The following is a 16,471-nucleotide window of genomic DNA, read 5'->3' on the forward strand; positions in this document are numbered from 1 at the left end:
CGCATCACGCCCGATGCGCTGTCATTGACGAGAACCCGTGCCAGCCGCTTAGCCGCTGCGTCCGTGCCATCGGCCACGATCACCATGCCCGCATGCTGCGAATAGCCCATGCCGACGCCGCCGCCATGATGGAAGGATACCCACGTCGCGCCGCCTGCGGTGTTGAGCAGGGCGTTGAGCAGCGGCCAGTCGGATACGGCGTCGGTGCCGTCTTTCATGCCTTCCGTTTCGCGGTTCGGGCTGGCGACCGATCCGGTATCGAGATGGTCGCGGCCGATCACGATCGGGCCTTTCAGTTCGCCGTTGCGGAACATCTCGTTGAAGGCCAAGCCGGCGCGATGGCGCTCGCCGAGGCCGAGCCAGCAGATGCGCGCCGGCAAGCCCTGGAAAGCGATGCGGTCGCGCGCCATGTCGAGCCAGTGGTGGACATGCTTGTTTTCGGGGAACAGTTCCTTGAGTTTGGCGTCGGTCTTGTAAATATCTTCCGGATCGCCGGACAATGCAACCCAGCGGAACGGACCCTTGCCTTCGCAGAACAGCGGGCGGATGTAGGCGGGAACGAAGCCGGGGAAGTCGAAGGCGTTCTTCACGCCGGTGTCGAAGGCGACCTGGCGGATGTTGTTGCCGTAGTCCACCGTGGGAATGCCCATCGCGTGGAAGTCGAGCATGGCTTGCACATGGACTGCGCAGGATTGTGCGGCGGCGGCGGTGAGTTGCGCGTGCTGCGTGTGGTCCTGCTGCGCGGCTTTCCATTGCGCGACGCTCCAGCCGATCGGCAGGTAGCCGTTGACCAGGTCGTGCGCGGAGGTCTGGTCGGTCACGAGGTCGGGTTTGATGCCGCCGGCCTTGGCGCGCTTGACGAGTTCGGGCAACACTTCGGCGGCGTTGCCGAGCAGGCCGATGGAGACGGCTTCCTTGCGTTCGGTGTGGTACTTCACCAGCGCGAGGGCGTCGTCGATGTCCTTGGCCTGCTTGTCGAGGTAACGCGTGCGCAGGCGGAAGTCGATGCTGCTTTGCTGGCATTCGATCATGAGCGAGACGGCGCCGGCGAAGGTCGCGGCCAGCGGTTGTGCGCCGCCCATGCCGCCGAGGCCCGCGCTGACGATCCAGCGGCCGGCCCAGTCGCCGTTGTAATGCTGGCGGCCGGCTTCGACGAAGGTTTCATAGGTGCCTTGCACGATGCCCTGGCTACCGATGTAGATCCAGCTGCCGGCGGTCATCTGGCCGTACATGAACAGGCCCTTGCGGTCGAGTTCGTTGAAGTGTTCCCAGTTGGCCCATTTCGGCACCAGATTGGAATTGGCGATCAGCACGCGCGGCGCATCGGGATGCGTCTTGAATACGCCGACCGGCTTGCCGGACTGGATCAGCAGCGATTCGTCGTCGTTCAGGTCTTTCAAGGTTTCGAGGATCTTGTCGAAGCATTCCCAGTTGCGCGCGGCGCGTCCGATGCCGCCGTAGACCACGAGGTGCTTCGGATTTTCCGCGACTTCGGGATCGAGGTTGTTCTGGATCATGCGATAGGCGGCTTCGGTCAGCCAGCTCTTGCAGGCTTTGTCGCTGCCGCGCGGCGCGCGAATGACGCGGGAGGCATCCCAGCGCGGGTCATTGTTCAGATTGGTCGATTCGGTGATGGTATTCATGCTTGTTCTTTCCTACGAATGTGGGATCAGTGCAGGCCGAGATAAGCCGCAGCCAGGGTGGAGTCCTTGCGCGCGTCACTCGCCTTGCCTTGCCAGACGGTGCGGCCGGATTCCAGCACGCAGACGTCGTCGGCGATCGAGAGCACGCGATCGGTATTTTGTTCGACCAGCAGGATGGTCATGCCGTCCTGCTGCAATTGCTTGAGCGCGCGATAGCAGAGATCGATGACTTTCGGCATCAGGCCGAGCGACAGTTCGTCGATCATGATCAGCTTCGGGCGCGCCATCAGCGCACGGCCGATGGCGAGCATCTGCTGTTCGCCGCCGGAGAGATTGCCCGCCAGCGATTGCAGGCGTTCGCCGAGGCGCGGGAACAGGGCCAGCACATAGTCGCGGTCCTGCGCGAAGCGACTGGCCGGCTGGGTCAATCCGCCGACGCGCAGGTTGTCTTCCACCGAAAGATCCTTGAACAGGCGACGTCCTTCCGGCGAAATGGCGATGCCGTGGCGTACGCGCTGGTCCGGTGCGAGCGTGCTGATGTCCTTGCCCTCGAACATGATGGCGCCGGATTGCAGCGCGACATGGCCGGCCACGCACATCAGGGTGGAGGATTTGCCGGCGCCGTTGGCGCCGATCAGCCCGGTGATGGTGCCGCGCCGCAGCGTGAGCGACAGGTCGCCGACCGCCTGAAACGCGCCGTAGCCGCAGGAGAGGTGATGGATTTCAAGCATGCTTGCCTCCGACGACGGCGAGGGTGGGGCGCGTGGTGCCATCCTCGGTGATTTCGGCATCGCCGCCAAGATAAGCGGCGCGCACGCCCGGATCCGCCATCACGGCGCGCGGGTCGCCGCTGGCGATCTTGCGGCCGTTGTCGAGAACGACGAGGCGCTGACAGATGCGCATGACTTCACCCAGGTTGTGTTCAATAAGAATGATCGTCATCCCCTGCCGGTTGATGTCCGCGATGGTGTCGGCGAGCGCATTGGCTTCCTTCGAATTGAGCCCGGCCAGCGGCTCGTCGAGCAGCAGCAGCTTCGGCTTGATCGCCAGTGCACGCGCCATCTCGAGGCGCTTCAAAATGCCCAGCGGTTGGATGCCCGGCATTTGATCGGCGTAGGCGGCGATGCCGACCCGCTCGAGCATGGCGCGGCCGATTGCGGCTTCCTCTTGCTGCGAAACATGCAGCAAGGCCTTCAGCGGCGAACGCGTGCGACGCATGCCGGCCGCCAGTGCGACGTTGTCCAGCACCGAAATTTCACGGAAAGGTTTCACCAGTTGCTGCGACAGCGACAGGCCCTTCTGGATGCGCTTGTGAATCGGCAAGCCGTTCAGCTTTTCTCCTTCCAGTTGCACCTCACCGTCGCTTGCGCGCACCACGCCGGTGATCGCGCGCAGCATGGTAGTCTTGCCGGCGCCATTCGGCCCGATCAGGCCGAGCAGCTCACCCGGATAGACGTCGAAAGACACCTTGTCGATGGCGGTCAGGCCGCCGAAACGCACGGTCACGTCGGACACGCTGAGCAGCGCTTGTTGTGCTTGGCTCATGCGCGCTCTCCTTGCGCGACACGCTTGCGATTGACCACGCGGCTGACCATGCCGGCCATGCCGCCGGGCGAGAAGCGCATCATCAGGAACAGCAGGCCGCCATACACCAGCAGCTTGTAGTCGCCAATGAACTGGAACCACGCCGGCAAGGCGCTCAGCACCGCGGCGCCGATCGATACGCCGGCCACCGAGCCGATGCCGCCGACCACCACCATCGACAGTACGGTCACCGATTCCACAAAGCCGAAGCTGTCCGGGCCGATGAACTTCAGGTGCTGCGCATACAAGCCGCCCGCCAATCCCGCCAGCGCAGTGCCGATCGCGAATGCCGCCAGCTTGTAGCGCGGCACGTCGATGCCGAGCACGCGCATGGTGTCCTCGTCTTCCGCCACGCCGTTGAACACGCGGCCCATCCAGGACTTGCGGATGTAGATGCACAGTGCGGCCGTCGCAACACACAGGATCACGCTGAGCAGCATGAAGCCCGTCTTCGACAAGCCGGAGTCGGGAATCGCGGAGACGCCGAGTTCGCCGCCCAGCCATTCCTGCTGACGTACCACCCCGACGAACAGGAAGCCGACGCCCATCGTGGTGATGGCGAGGAAGTCGGCACGCACGCGCAGGCTGGCAAGGCCGACCACGACGCCGATCGCGCCGGCCAGCAGCATCGCCAGCGGCAAGGTGGCGAGGAAGGGCAGGCCGGCCTTGGCCAGCAGTGCCGACAGATAAGCGCCGATGCCGAGGAAGGCGGCGTGGCCCAGGCTGATCTGGCCGCAGAAGCCCGTGATCAGATTGAGCGAGAGCGCAAACAGCACGCTGATCGCCATCGAGGTGAGCAAGGAAATTTCGTAGTCCATTCTTATCTCCTTGCGAACAGGCCTTGCGGGCGCACCATCAGCACCGCGATCAGGAAGGCGAACGCGATGGCGTTGCGATCGAGCAGCTTGCCGAGGTAAATCGTGCCGAAAGATTCGATCACGCCCAGCACCAGCGCGGCGAGCAGAGTGCCGCGTACCGAGCCCATGCCGCCCAGCACGATGATCGCCAGTCCCTTGTAGGACGGCACGCTGCCCATGGTCGGCTCGACCAGGTTGTTCAGCAGCGCGACCCAGACACCGGCGAAACCGGCCAGCGCGGAGCCGACGAAGAAATTGATGTCACGCACCTGGCGCAGCTTGATGCCGAAGGATTCAGCCATCTGCGGATCGGACACGGTGGCCTGGCAGGCGACGCCGATGCGCGTCTTGTTCTGCAGATAACCGAGCGCGCCGATGATGACTGCGGTACTTGCCATCACCATCAGTTCGGCTTCCTTGAACTGCAGTCCGCCGAACAGGGCGACCTGCTGCTGCAAGGGCGGATTCTGGTAGGACAAGCCGGAAGCGCCGAACACGATGCGGAACAGTTCTTCGAAAGCGATGTACAACCCGATCGAGGCGATCAGCGCGACGAAGGGCGGCTGTTTCAGGATCGGTTCATAGCACAGGCGGAACATCGCAATGCCGGCCAGTCCGGCAACGGTCATGGCGACCGCGAAACCGAGCGCCAGGCTGCCGGTTGCGTTGGCGACCAGCACGCCGAGGTAACCACCCAGCGTGAACAAGGCGGCATGCGCCACATGCAGGATGCGCAGCAGTCCATACACCAGCGTCAGCCCCAGCGCGACGAGCGCGTAGATGGCGCCCTGGACCAGGCCCTGCGCGGTCAGCTCGACAAAGAGCATCTCCACTCCTCAAATTGGATATTGATGGCGCAGGCGGCGCATTGCCGCCTGCGCGTCGCTTGCCTTATTTGGCCGGCTTGGAAGGCGGCGTCAGCAGCGGGCCCGTGATCACCGAGTGGCGGTGGAAGGCCTTGTCTTTCACGATCTGCACCTGTACATCCTTCTTCACTTCATGCAAGTCGTTGAAGGACAGTTTGCCGATCGGCGTCTCGTAGCTGCCGGCGGCCAGCGCGGTCTTCAATGGCTCGCCGCCCTTGCCGTTGGTCTTCTTCAGACCTTCGATCAGCACGCTGGTTGCAGTGTAGGCGGAGGCGGCCACCATGTCGGCATTGGTGTTCGTCGCCTTGTGGTAGTCGGCAAGGAAGGCCTTGGTCACCGGCGAATCCGAATCGCGGTCGAGCGAGGTGGTCACATACACGCCTTCCGAGGCGGGGCCGGCGATCTCCATGAACTTGTCGGAGTCATAGCCTTCCTGGCCGATAATGGGCACGTTCACGCCTGCCGAACGCAACTGGCTGACCAGCGGGCCGGCGGTGAAGTAGTAGCCGGAGGCATAAATGATGTCCGGATTGTCGGACTTCACCTTGGATACCAGCGCGCCGAACTGGCGGTCCGGCATGCCGTACTCGTATTCATTGACGATCTGCAGGCCGAACTTCGGCGCACCTTCCTTGAAGCCCGCCGCCAGCGCCTGGCCGAAGTCGTTCTTCAGCGTGATCATCACAACTTTTTTCTTGCCCAGGTTATTCACCAGCATGGAGCCGGCGCGACCTTGCACTTCGCCCATGGCGGCGGTGCGGAACATGTAGTCGCCGGCCAGCGTGATTTCAGGATGGATCGCATAGGCAACCACATACGGCACCTTGCCTGCCTGGAAGATGGCCGCCGCAGCGCGCGTCGAGCCAGAGTACGAACCGGACACTGCGCCCACCACCTTGTCCTTCTCCACCAGCTTGGTCGCGACCGGGACGGCTTCCTTGGGCGAGGCCTGGTCGTCATAGATAACCAGGTCCAGCTTCTGGCCGGCGACACCGCCCTTGGCATTGGCCTGCGCCACGGCCAGCTTGGCGCCTTCCAGCGCCGACTTGCCGTCGGCCGCGGCAAAGCCGGTCAGCGGAACGTTGAAGCCGATCTTGATGTCGGCAAAGGCAGGCGAGACCGCGAAGGCGGCGCCGGCGATGGCGAAAGTGAGTAGTTGCTTACGGCGAAATGGAATCATCTACTGTCTCCTGAAAATGCGTCACACCAAGCGCTCATTCCGTTCGCGCTTTGCAAAACGTTCCGAATGCGTGCTTGAGCCCGATTGCGTACTCGAAAACCATGGACTGGCCCGAGTCGTCCAATGTATCATAAGTTGTATAGACAACTCTCGCAAGAAAAATCTTAATTGACAATACAAGTTATTGCCATAAAATCCATGGGCATTCATGAGAGGGTGGGATGAAGGACAGTTCGGCAAGCACATCGGCGGCAGAAGAAACGGCAGAGCGCGTACCCGTTTTTCAGCACATCAAGAATTACCTGCTGGCGGAAATCCAGGCCGGCAAATGGAAAGAGGGCGAAGCCATTCCGTCCGAACAGGCGCTGGCGAAGCAGTTTGAGGTCTCGCGCATGACCGTCAACCGCGCGGTGCGCGAACTGACCGACGAGCAGACTCTCACTCGCATCCAGGGTTCCGGCACCTACGTGGCGCAGCACAAATACCAGGCAACCCTGGTCGAGATCAAAAGCATCGCGGAGGAGGTGCGCGCGCGCGGCGACCAGCATCGCAGCGAACTGCACCTGCTGGAACGCAGCAAGGCAAACGAACTGCTGGCGCATGCCTTCGGCGTGAAGGCCGGCCATCCGCTGTTCCATTCCGTGATCGTGCACTTCGAAAACGACATCCCGATCCAGGTCGAGGACCGTTGGGTCAATCCGGACGTCGCCCCCGATTACATGCAGCAGGATTTTTCCACCATCACACCGAACGAATACCTGATGGCGGTGGCGCCGCTGCAAGGCGTGAACTACAGCATCGAAGCCTTGGTCGCGCCGCGCGACATCGTGGAGATGCTGCACATCCCTTCAAGGGAACCCTGCCTCGTGCTCAAGCGCAGAACACTGTCGAAAGGGCAGGTCGCGACGGTCGCCACAATGTGGCATCCAGGCAGCCGGTACCAGTTCGCGGGGAGTTTTTGACAGCGTGGTCCACGGAAAACACGGAACTCACGGAAGGAAAGACCTGGTTTTTTCCGTGTCTCCCGTGTTTTCCGTGGACAAAAGAAGAAAGCGATGGAAAGGACGGGTGGCGACTATCGCCGCAATGTGGCATCCGGACAGCAGGTACCAGTTTACGGGGAGTTTTTGACAGCGTGGTCCACGGAAATCACGGAACTCACGGAAGGAAAGACTTGATTTTTTCCGTGCCTTCCGTGTTTTCCGTGGACAAAATATTTCTCAGCGCGCCTTCTGTCTGAAGAGCAGGGGGCTGAATGCCTTGGCGGATACCGAGACGGTATCGCCTTCGCGCAGTCCTTCGATTTCGTCGTCCGATGCGATGACCTCGACGATGTCCTGCCCGATCAGCAGCGACACGATGCAGACCACCTCTTCGCGTCGTATTGCCAGCACCTGCGCATGCACATTCAGCTTGCCCGCGACGCGTTGCTGCAGGAAGACTTCCGTGGGCGTGCCGGACTGCTCGATGCGTCCGCCTTCCAGCTTCAATACGCGCTGAGAAAGCTTGAACACTTCACTGATGTCATGGCTGACCAGCAGCGTGGTGAGCCCGAGGCCTTGATGCAGGCGCAGCAGGTCGTCCTGCAACTGGCTGCGTAGCGAGGCGTCGAGCGCGGACAAGGGTTCGTCGAGCAGCAGCAGGGTCGGCCTTCTGGCGACCGCCCGCGCAAGCGCGACGCGCTGCTTCTGCCCGCCGGATAACGTGCCGGGCAGCCGGTGCTGCAAGTCCGCCAGTCCGGTGAGGTCGAGCAATTCATCGACCCATGCACTGTCATCTTTGGACGCGGCATAGGCGACGTTCTCGCGTACGCTCAAATTGGGGAATAGCGCATAATCCTGAAACACGAAACCGATCGCGCGCTTCTGCGGCGCCAGGCTGATGCGCCGGTCCGCATCGAACCAGACCTGGCCGTTCACGACGATCCGGCCGCCATCGGGCTCGGTCAATCCCGCGATCATGCGCAGGACGCTGGTCTTGCCGGCGCCGGATGCGCCGAAGAGCGTGACGAAGCATCTATCCGCGATCACTGCATCCACCGCCAGATCGAGCTGTCCGGACGAGCTGCGCAAAGTCTTGACGAGCGCGATGTCGATCATCTCAGTGCGCCCTCAGCCATTTCTTGTTGACCAGGTACACCGTCAGCAGGATCGCGAATGTGATCGCAAACAGCACGCCGGCATAGAAATTCGCCGCTGCATAATTCAGGCTCTCCACTTCATCGTAAATCGCGATGGAGGCCACCTTCGTCACGCCCGGGATATTCCCGCCTATCATGAGGATCACGCCGAATTCGCCTATCGTATGCGCAAAGCTCAGCACCGCACCCGACAGCAGCGCCGGTTTGATATTCGGCAGCAGCACGCGGAACAGGGTTACGGGATCCGGCTTGCCGAGCGTGCGCGAGGCTTCGATCAGCGACACAGGCAGATTCTGGAAACCCGACTGGATCGGATGCACCATGAAGGGCAGGCTGAAGATCACCGAACCGATCACCAGACCGGCAAAGCTGAATGCGAGCCGGATATTGAACCATTGCTCCAGCCACTGGCCGAAAGCATTCTGCGGACTGAATGCAAGCAGCAGGTAGAAGCCGAGGACCGAGGGGGGCAATACCAGCGGCATGCTCACCAGAGTTTCGACCACCGGCTTGAAACGTGTGCGGGCATAGGCGACCCAGTAGGCCAGCGGAATACCGATCACGAACAGGATCAGCGTCGTGACAGCGGCCAGCCGGAATGTCAGCAGCAGAGGTTGCCAGTCATAGCTCATGCATCCGCCTCCGGCACCAGGGTCATTTCATTGGCCTTCACCAATCCCTCTACCGCGTCGCCGACGGCAAGCTCAAGCGCATGCGAAGAGCGTGTCGTGATGATGGATTCGATGCGGCGGCCATCGAGATCGAGCGCGACGCGCGTCAGCACCTGGCCGCGCTCGATGGCGCTAATGGTGCAGGGAAGGCGGTTGCGCATGCTGATCAGACCGGACAGGTTTTTCGCGAGCGATACCTCGGTTTCCTTGAACAGCAGTACAACGGCCATGCCCGGCGTCCATGTGCCGATTTCATCGCCTGCGCCGATCAGCGTCGCACTGAACCGATGATCGCCGACTGCCACGTCGACCAGTGCGATGCTGCCATGCATGTCGATGGCGCTGATGGTGCCGGGCAAGCGGTTCATGGCAGCAGGTATCCGTGACGTTCGAGGATCGCACGCGATTTCGCTGACAGCACGAAGTCATGGAATTGCTGCGCGATCGCCGCGTTTGTCTTTGCGCCATGCGCGAGCACCACGATACCCTGGGCGATCGGTTGATACGATTCCTTCGGCAGTTCGATCCATTTTCCCTGGCCCTTCATTTCGGGCGAGACCACAACAGATTTTGCGGTGAATCCGACATCGGCGGCGCGTGACTGGATATATTGGTTCGTCTGCGAAATGTTTTCGCCGAATACCAGCTTGTCTTTCAATGCGGTGTCCAGCTTGAAATAGGTGAGTGCCTTCATCGTTTCGCGCCCGTAGGGTGCGGTCTTCGGATTGGCGACGGCGATTCTCGTCACCGCCGGACCCGCGAGGACGCCCTGCCATTTCGCAAGGTCGAGATCCTTCAGCGTCCACAGAACGAGTGTGCCGTACGCATACACCTTCGGCGCTGCGGTGGCGTGGCCTTCCTTGTGGAGTTTTTCCGGATAGTCCATGTCGGCCGACAGGAAGACGTCGAACGGCGCACCATTCATGATCTGGGCAGTCAGCTTGCCGGAAGAAGCGTATACCGGCTTGAGATCATGGCCCGACTCTTTCCGGAATGCTGTTTGCAGATCGTCGAATGCGTATTGCACGTTGGCCGCCACCGCAACCGTCAGGGTGCCGGCAGATGCCGGCACGCAGGCCATCGACAGCAACCCGACGAAAAGCAGGGATAAACGGTTCATGAGACGAACATGGAAAGGATAGGTCATGCCGGCGGCGTGGCGAATGCGTCATCATATAACGATGGCGGTGACTTTTCCATTCCAGGCAAGTATGCAACTCGCCCTCATGACGGAATGCAGTTTGTCGCTGTTGAACAAAACTCCTCTTCCGCAATGGAACCAGATCGCCGCTGAAGTCCACATAATGGTCAACACCAAGTGCAGTTAACGGACCGACTTCATCACGGCATCTGCGGGGGGGCGGCCGTACCGAACGTCTTGCGCAACCCATGCCATGAGTGATCAATACGACGATCCATACTCCGGTTATCCACAGCCGATCTATTCTCCTGAGTCCGGTCTGCTTTGGGCCGGCACTGAAGGGCAAATCGTCAATGCCGGCGTCTACTTTCTATGCTTGCTTTTTTGCTGGCTGGTCGTGCCCGTCATCTATGCGATGTACCGTTGTCTGAAAACGGTCTGCCATACCTACAGATTGACCGACCAGCGCCTGCAGGAATCGAGCGGCATTCTGTTTCGACAAACCGATAAACTGGAGCTGTATCGCGCCAAGGGCATCTCCATTCAGCAAACCTTGTTGCAGCGAATGCTGGGGCATGGCTGCGTTGTCTTGCTGACTTCCGATCGATCAACGCTTGTCGTCGTCCTCAACGTCATCAGCGATCCCCACGCGGTCGCAAGGACCTTACGCGACTGCGTGGAGCGCTGCAGAATCGCGAAAGGCGTGCGAGAGATCGATTAGCAGGCTGTAGAAATTCGCCCCAACCAATTGATTGAGGCGTTGTTTAAAAGGATTTCTACAGTAAATGTCGTTTGTGTTACCAACAATTCGCAGGTATTCGCCTGGCGCGTTGCCGCGTGGCGCACTGCACCATGGACGGTTGCGCGCCTCATTGCGCCACTCCCTGCGGCACCGCGAACAGTATTGGCGCCATGCGGCAGCAAATTGCTGGCCGCCATCGTCAACTTGAACTGGTGATCGACCCGGCGCAATCCGCGGTACATCGTCTGTCGAATGTGTCCTACGGTCTTGCCCCAGCCGAAATGCTCTTCAATGCGCGCCCGAATGGTCTAGCCGACAAACCAGCGAAACAGCATGTTGTAACGCATCTGCTCCATCAGCATGCGCTCGCTGCACACCGAGTAAAACACTTGCAGCAGCAACGCCCGCATCAGCTTCTCCGACGCAATCGAGGCGCGGCCGGTGTCGGCATAGATCAGATTGAACAGCCCGTTCAACTTCTTGAGCGCATCGTTGACCAGCCGGCGGGACCAGCCGCAACGGATGGTCCCGCCGGCACGAAATCCTCCAGTTTGCTCACCGTGAACAGGCTTTCCTGCATCTCATCCATTCCGCGCATCGCATTCTTTCCGTGATCATGAATACGATATCCATAACGTTTTCCCCGCAATCCGCGTTTACATGCGGCCGAATTTCAACAGCCTGCTAAGTATTTGAAAACAAGAAAAAGTTTTCACATCAGGATGATGTCGTACTGCTCTTGATGGTAGATCGTCTCGACCTGCAGTGAGATCGGCTTGCCGATGAAGTCGCCCAGCATCGCCAGATGCTGCGATTCTTCTTCGAGGAACATGTCGACCACGACCTGCGAAGCAAGGATGCGGAATTCGCGCGGGTTGAACTGCTTGGCCTCGCGCAGCAGCTCGCGCAGGATTTCGTAGCAAATGGTGCGCGCGGTTTTTACCTGGCCCTTGCCGCCGCAGGCCGGGCAGACTTCGCACAGGATGTGGGCCAGCGATTCGCGCGTGCGCTTGCGCGTCATCTCGACCAGGCCGAGTTGCGAGAAGCCGGACACCGATACCTTGGTGCGGTCGCGCGACAAGGCCTTGTTCAGCTCGCTGAGCACCGCGTTGCGATGCTCGATATTTTCCATGTCGATGAAGTCGAGGATGATGATGCCGCCCAGGTTGCGCAGCCGCAGTTGGCGCGCGATGGCATGCGCCGCTTCCAGATTGGTCTTGAAGATCGTGTCGTCGAAATTGCGGCCGGTGACGTAGCTGCCGGTATTGACGTCGATCGTGGTCATTGCCTCGGTCTGGTCGATGATCAGGTAGCCGCCTGACTTCAGGTCGACGCGCCGGCCCAGCGCGCGCTGGATTTCCTCTTCGACGCCGTACAGATCGAACAAGGGCCGTTCGCCGGTGTAGTGCACCAGCTTGGACAGGACCGAGGGCGTGTAGGTGGTGCCGAACTGTTGCAGCTTCTGGAAATTCTCGCGCGAGTCGATCTGGATGGTCGAGGTTTCATCGTTCACAAAATCCCGCAATACGCGCTGCGCCAGATTCAGATCCTGGTACAGCAGCGTCGGCGCCGGATTGGTCTTGGCTTGCTGCGTGATGGTGGACCAGGTCTTGCGCAGGTAGTCGATGTCCATCTGCAGGTCGGCCTCGGACGCGTCTTCCGCCATGGTGCGGATGATGAAGCCGCCTTTCTCTTCGGGCGGCAGCAGTTTCTGCACGCGGCTTTTCAGCAGCTCGCGATCGCTTTCGTTTTCGATGCGCTGCGAGATGCCGATGTGCGAATCCTGCGGCAGATAGACCAGCATGCGGCCTGCAATCGAGATTTGCGTCGACAGGCGCGCGCCCTTGGTGCCGATCGGATCCTTGATGACCTGCACCATCACCGACTGGCCGTCGTACAGCAGCTTTTCGATCGGCGTCTGCGTCGCGTTCGGATTGTCGTGCGGACGCGCTTCCCAGATATCGGCCACGTGCAGGAAGGCAGCACGCTCCAGTCCGATGTCGATGAAGGCGGATTGCATGCCGGGCAGCACGCGCACCACTTTGCCAAGATACACGTTGCCTGCCATGCCGCGCGACAGCGTGCGTTCGATATGGAGTTCCTGTACTGCGCCCTGGAGTATCAATGCAACCCGCGTTTCCTGCGGGGTGATATTGATGAGGATGTCTTCGCTCATAAAACGGGGATACCGGCCTGATTGAGTAATTCTGCGGTTTCATGCAGCGGCAGGCCCATGATGCCGGTGTAGCTGCCGGCAATGCGTTGCACGAATACCGCTGCAAACCCCTGGATGCCGTAGCCGCCGGCCTTGTCGTAAGGCTCGGACGTCGCGCAGTAGGCGCGCATCATGTCCTCGGTCAGCGTTGCCAGGGTGACGTCTGAAATCTGGGTGATCTGGGTGATGTTCTCGTCCTTGTGCAGCGCCACGCTGGTCATCACCTGATGCGTGCGGCCGGACAGCAGGCGCAGCATGTCCATCGCCTCGTTCTCGTTGGCCGGCTTGCCGAGAATGCGGCCGTCGATGACCACGGTGGTGTCGGCGGACAGGATAGGACGCAGCGGGAGACGGCGCATCAGCATGACTTTCGCCGCGTGCTCGACCTTTTCGCGCGTCACGCGCGTCACATAGGCGTCCGCCTGTTCGTTCGGCAAGACTTCTTCGCTGACCTCCGGCCCGCGCGGCGCCTGATCGCGCAGCAGCAGCAGTTCGAAGTCGACGCCGATCTGGCGCAGCAGCTCGCGGCGGCGAGGGCTCTTGGATGCGAGGTAAATCTTTTGGTTTGCCGATTTCATGAAGCCTTGCGAATTTAAACGCGGTGGTACGGGTGATTCTGGGTAATTGACCAGGCGCGGTACAACTGCTCCGCGAGCAGGACGCGCACCATTCCATGCGGCAGGGTCAGGCTGGATATCCGGACCAGCATATCGGCGGACGCCTTGAATCCGGCATCCAGCCCATCTGCGCCGCCTATCACGAATGTAACATCACGCCCGTCTTGTTGCCACTGCGTCAGAGCTTGCGAAAGTTGCATGGTCGTCAGATCCTTGCCTCGCTCGTCCAGTGCAATGACGCGCGAACCTTTCGGAATGGCGGCTTCGATCTTGGCGCGCTCCTGCGCCATCACGGTTTCGGCGGTCCGGCTGCCGGAGCGCTCGACCGGCTTGATCTCCTTGAGCTGGAGACGGCATTCCGGCGGCATGCGCTTGGCATATTCGCCGAATCCGTCCTCGATCCAGGCAGGCATCTTGTGGCCGACCGCCGCGATGATGAGCTGCATGGAGGCCGCCCGCCGCGCTTATACGGCAGCTTTTTTGGTGCTGGCGCGCTTGGCCGCCGTCTTTCTCGGCGCAGCGGTCTTGGCGGCGGCAACCTTTACGGTCTTGCCGACGGGCGTCTTCGCGGTTTTCCTGGCGGGCGACTTGGCGGCCGTTGTTTTCGTTGCCGGCTTGGTCGCCGTCTTTGCCGCGGTCTTGCGCGCCGGCTTCTTCGGCTCGTCGTCGACCGTGGTCTGGCTTGCGGCGAGATGGCGGGAACGCTTCTTCGGTGCTTCTTCCGTCTCTTCGGAAGCGGTGCGCTTGGAAATGCGCTTGGCGGCGCCGAGCTTGATTTCCTTGTCGCCCCAGATCTCTTCCAGGCGGTAGTAGTCGCGGATCGCCGGTTGCATGATGTGCACCACCATGTCGCCCAGATCGACCAGTACCCACTCGCCGGTTTCCTCGCCTTCGATGCTGACGACGTTGCCGCCGTGCTCCTTGACCTTGTCGCGCACGGACGCGGCCAGCGCCTTGGTCTGGCGGTTGGAGGTGCCGGAAGCGATCGCAAGGCGGTCGAACATGCTGGTCAGGTGTACGGTGTCGTAGGCGCGAATGTCTTGGGCCTTGACGTCTTCCAGGGCGTCGATGACGATGGCTTGCAGTTTTTTGATGTCCATTAGGTATAAAGGTGGTGTTGTTTTATATAGTCTAGCACCCCGGGCGGGATCAGCGCGTCGGCCCGCTCGCCCCGTTCCAGTGCTGCCCGGATATGGGTTGCGGAAATATCGACGGCCAGATTGGTCGCGATAGTGGTCAATCCATGCGATGTTTCGCGGATTTGTTGCGGGGTTGCGTCACGCCGGGCGAATTCCCGGCCGACTTCCGCAGGTACATGGGCGGAATCCATGGCAAACCCGGGCCGGGAAGCGGCACAGATATGCGCGTAATCAAACAGTTGCCGCCACTCTTTCCAGGTATGCAGCTGTTGCAACTGGTCGGCGCCGATCAGAAACGCGAGCGAAACCTCGGGCCCGAGTTCCTCGCGCACCGCGCGCAGGGTGTCGATGGTATAGGTCGGGCTGCCGCGCAGGATTTCCAGCGGATCCACCACAACCGGCACCGGCAGGCGGTCGAAGGCCAGCTTGACCATCGCGACACGATGTTCGGGAGAAGCCTGCAGGCCATTCTTTTGCCACGGTTTTCCCGCGGGGATGACACGCAGCTCATCCGGCGCCAGCAAGGTGGCGAAATACTTGCCGAGCGCGACATGGCCGTTGTGTACCGGGTCGAAACTGCCTCCCAGCAAGGCGATGCAGCGCCCCGTCACACCCATTCCCGCAGCGGCAAGAAGTCAGTATACAGCTTCGCTTCCGGCGTGTCGGGCCCGGGCGCCCAGTCGTAACGCCATTTAACCACCGGCGGCATCGACATCAGGATCGATTCCGTGCGGCCGCCGGATTGCAGGCCGAACAGGGTACCACGATCGAACACGAGATTGAATTCGACATAGCGTCCGCGGCGATACGCCTGGAAATCGCGCTCGCGTTCGCCATAGGGGATGTCCTTGCGACGCTGCAGCAGCGGCACATAGGCATCGATGAAATGGTCGCCCACGCTCTTGATCATCGCGAAGCTTTGCTCGAAACCGAGTTCGTGGAAGTCGTCAAAGAAAATGCCGCCCACCCCGCGCGGCTCCTTGCGATGCTTCAGGTAGAAGTATTCATCGCACCATTTCTTGAAGCGCGGATGCAGGTCGCTGCCAAAGGGCGCGAGCGCATCGCGGCAAGCCTGGTGAAAGTGCTTCACGTCGTCTTCGAAGCCGTAGTAGGGCGTCAGGTCCATGCCGCCGCCGAACCACCAGACCGGCTCTTCGCCTTCCTTGGTTGCGGTGAAAAAACGCACGTTCATGTGCGAGGTCGGGGCATAGGGATTGCGGGGATGCATCACCAGCGACACGCCCATCGCTTCCCAGCTGCGGCCGGCAATCTCGGGACGATTGGCCGCTGCCGTCGGCGGCAGGCTGGTCCCGCGCACATGCGAAAAGCCGATGCCGCCGCGCTCCAGCACATTGCCTTCTTCGAGAATGCGCGAAATGCCGCCGCCGGCAATCGGGCCGGCGCCATGCGGCCGTTCCCATTGGTCGGTAATGAACTGTTTGCCGTCCACCTGTTCGAGCGCGGCGACGATGCGCAGTTGCAGGTCGAGGAGGTAGGTTCTGACGGTGTCGGGCGAGATAGTCACGGGTGTAGTCGATGAGTGCTGATCGGTAGTTGGCGCACAAACGCGGCGTGGATTTGCACGAATTTTATTGCAAATTGACGCAACCGACGCTGCGCAACACGCTGCTCCCTTCGCTGCACAGGCAGGAAGGGAGGGTAACAAGGATGATGAC

At 61.0% G+C, this 16,471-nt stretch carries 18 protein-coding genes and 1 pseudogene; 2 read left to right on the top strand and 17 right to left on the bottom strand.

Annotated elements, in window-relative coordinates:
* The 6 genes from hutU to VJ651_RS01525 all read right to left on the bottom strand — a co-directional run.
* The coding region (gene hutU, locus VJ651_RS01500; RefSeq protein ID WP_324105727.1) for a urocanate hydratase at positions 1-1,643 on the bottom strand (1,643 nt) is incomplete at its 3' end.
* Between the two features lie 26 nt (positions 1,644-1,669).
* On the bottom strand, positions 1,670-2,374 hold the full coding sequence (locus tag VJ651_RS01505; RefSeq protein WP_324105728.1) for an ABC transporter ATP-binding protein: 705 nt from the start codon (positions 2,372-2,374) through the stop codon (positions 1,670-1,672).
* Positions 2,367-3,188 (bottom strand): ABC transporter ATP-binding protein, encoded by an 822-nt coding sequence (locus tag VJ651_RS01510; protein WP_324105729.1) that lies wholly within the window; start codon positions 3,186-3,188, stop codon positions 2,367-2,369. The genes VJ651_RS01505 and VJ651_RS01510 overlap by 8 nt, the downstream gene beginning before the upstream one ends.
* Positions 3,185-4,045: a branched-chain amino acid ABC transporter permease gene (locus VJ651_RS01515; RefSeq protein ID WP_324105730.1), complete on the bottom strand. Its 861-nt coding sequence runs from the start codon at positions 4,043-4,045 to the stop codon at positions 3,185-3,187. The genes VJ651_RS01510 and VJ651_RS01515 overlap by 4 nt, the downstream gene beginning before the upstream one ends.
* Before the next feature lie 2 nt (positions 4,046-4,047).
* Positions 4,048-4,911 carry a branched-chain amino acid ABC transporter permease gene (locus VJ651_RS01520; RefSeq protein ID WP_324105731.1) on the bottom strand — a complete coding sequence of 288 codons (864 nt, stop codon included), beginning with the start codon at positions 4,909-4,911 and terminating at the stop codon, positions 4,048-4,050.
* Between the two features lie 64 nt (positions 4,912-4,975).
* Complete coding sequence (locus VJ651_RS01525) at positions 4,976-6,130, bottom strand: ABC transporter substrate-binding protein (protein WP_324105732.1); 1,155 nt, start codon at positions 6,128-6,130, stop codon at positions 4,976-4,978.
* A gap of 221 nt (positions 6,131-6,351) precedes the next feature.
* On the opposite strand from VJ651_RS01525, the gene hutC reads away from it, so the two are divergent.
* Positions 6,352-7,092, top strand: coding sequence for a histidine utilization repressor (gene hutC / locus VJ651_RS01530; protein WP_324105733.1), 741 nt, complete (start codon positions 6,352-6,354; stop codon positions 7,090-7,092).
* Between the two features lie 258 nt (positions 7,093-7,350).
* On the opposite strand, the gene VJ651_RS01535 is transcribed toward hutC, so the two are convergent.
* Genes VJ651_RS01535 through modA form a run of 4 tightly spaced genes read right to left on the bottom strand, consistent with a single transcriptional unit; the run spans position 7,351 to position 10,061 of the window.
* A complete protein-coding gene (locus VJ651_RS01535) occupies positions 7,351-8,229 on the bottom strand; it encodes an ABC transporter ATP-binding protein (protein WP_324105734.1) in 879 nt (292 codons plus the stop codon).
* Between the two features lies 1 nt (position 8,230).
* Positions 8,231-8,902, bottom strand: coding sequence for a molybdate ABC transporter permease subunit (gene modB, locus VJ651_RS01540; RefSeq protein WP_324105735.1), 672 nt, complete (start codon positions 8,900-8,902; stop codon positions 8,231-8,233).
* Complete coding sequence (locus VJ651_RS01545) at positions 8,899-9,309, bottom strand: TOBE domain-containing protein (RefSeq protein WP_324105736.1); 411 nt, start codon at positions 9,307-9,309, stop codon at positions 8,899-8,901. The genes modB and VJ651_RS01545 overlap by 4 nt, the downstream gene beginning before the upstream one ends.
* A complete protein-coding gene (modA, locus tag VJ651_RS01550; RefSeq protein WP_324105737.1) occupies positions 9,306-10,061 on the bottom strand; it encodes a molybdate ABC transporter substrate-binding protein in 756 nt (251 codons plus the stop codon). The genes VJ651_RS01545 and modA overlap by 4 nt, the downstream gene beginning before the upstream one ends.
* Before the next feature lie 274 nt (positions 10,062-10,335).
* Here modA and VJ651_RS01555 point away from each other — a divergent pair, with 274 nt between their 5' ends.
* Positions 10,336-10,803: a PH domain-containing protein gene (locus VJ651_RS01555; RefSeq protein WP_324105738.1), complete on the top strand. Its 468-nt coding sequence runs from the start codon at positions 10,336-10,338 to the stop codon at positions 10,801-10,803.
* A gap of 332 nt (positions 10,804-11,135) precedes the next feature.
* Here the strand turns inward: VJ651_RS01555 and VJ651_RS01560 are convergent.
* The 7 genes and pseudogenes from VJ651_RS01560 to hemF form a co-directional block, all read right to left on the bottom strand.
* A pseudogene (locus tag VJ651_RS01560) lies at positions 11,136-11,422 on the bottom strand (transposase); the annotation flags it as partial.
* Between the two features lie 114 nt (positions 11,423-11,536).
* Entirely contained in the window at positions 11,537-13,000 is a 1,464-nt protein-coding gene (gene rng, locus VJ651_RS01565; RefSeq protein ID WP_324105739.1) for a ribonuclease G, read from the bottom strand.
* Positions 12,997-13,617 (bottom strand): Maf family protein, encoded by a 621-nt coding sequence (locus VJ651_RS01570; protein WP_136417568.1) that lies wholly within the window; start codon positions 13,615-13,617, stop codon positions 12,997-12,999. The genes rng and VJ651_RS01570 overlap by 4 nt, the downstream gene beginning before the upstream one ends.
* Before the next feature lie 14 nt (positions 13,618-13,631).
* On the bottom strand, positions 13,632-14,102 hold the full coding sequence (gene rlmH, locus VJ651_RS01575) for a 23S rRNA (pseudouridine(1915)-N(3))-methyltransferase RlmH (protein WP_324105740.1): 471 nt from the start codon (positions 14,100-14,102) through the stop codon (positions 13,632-13,634).
* A gap of 18 nt (positions 14,103-14,120) precedes the next feature.
* Positions 14,121-14,756, bottom strand: coding sequence for a ribosome silencing factor (rsfS, locus tag VJ651_RS01580; RefSeq protein ID WP_324105741.1), 636 nt, complete (start codon positions 14,754-14,756; stop codon positions 14,121-14,123).
* Positions 14,756-15,412, bottom strand: coding sequence for a nicotinate-nucleotide adenylyltransferase (locus VJ651_RS01585; RefSeq protein WP_324105742.1), 657 nt, complete (start codon positions 15,410-15,412; stop codon positions 14,756-14,758). The genes rsfS and VJ651_RS01585 overlap by 1 nt, the downstream gene beginning before the upstream one ends.
* On the bottom strand, positions 15,403-16,320 hold the full coding sequence (gene hemF / locus VJ651_RS01590; RefSeq protein WP_324105743.1) for an oxygen-dependent coproporphyrinogen oxidase: 918 nt from the start codon (positions 16,318-16,320) through the stop codon (positions 15,403-15,405). The genes VJ651_RS01585 and hemF overlap by 10 nt, the downstream gene beginning before the upstream one ends.
* Positions 16,321-16,471 lie beyond the last annotated feature (151 nt).

Origin of the sequence: Noviherbaspirillum sp., assembly GCF_035254865.1 — a bacterium.
Taxonomy (GTDB): Bacteria; Pseudomonadota; Gammaproteobacteria; order Burkholderiales; family Burkholderiaceae_D; genus Noviherbaspirillum.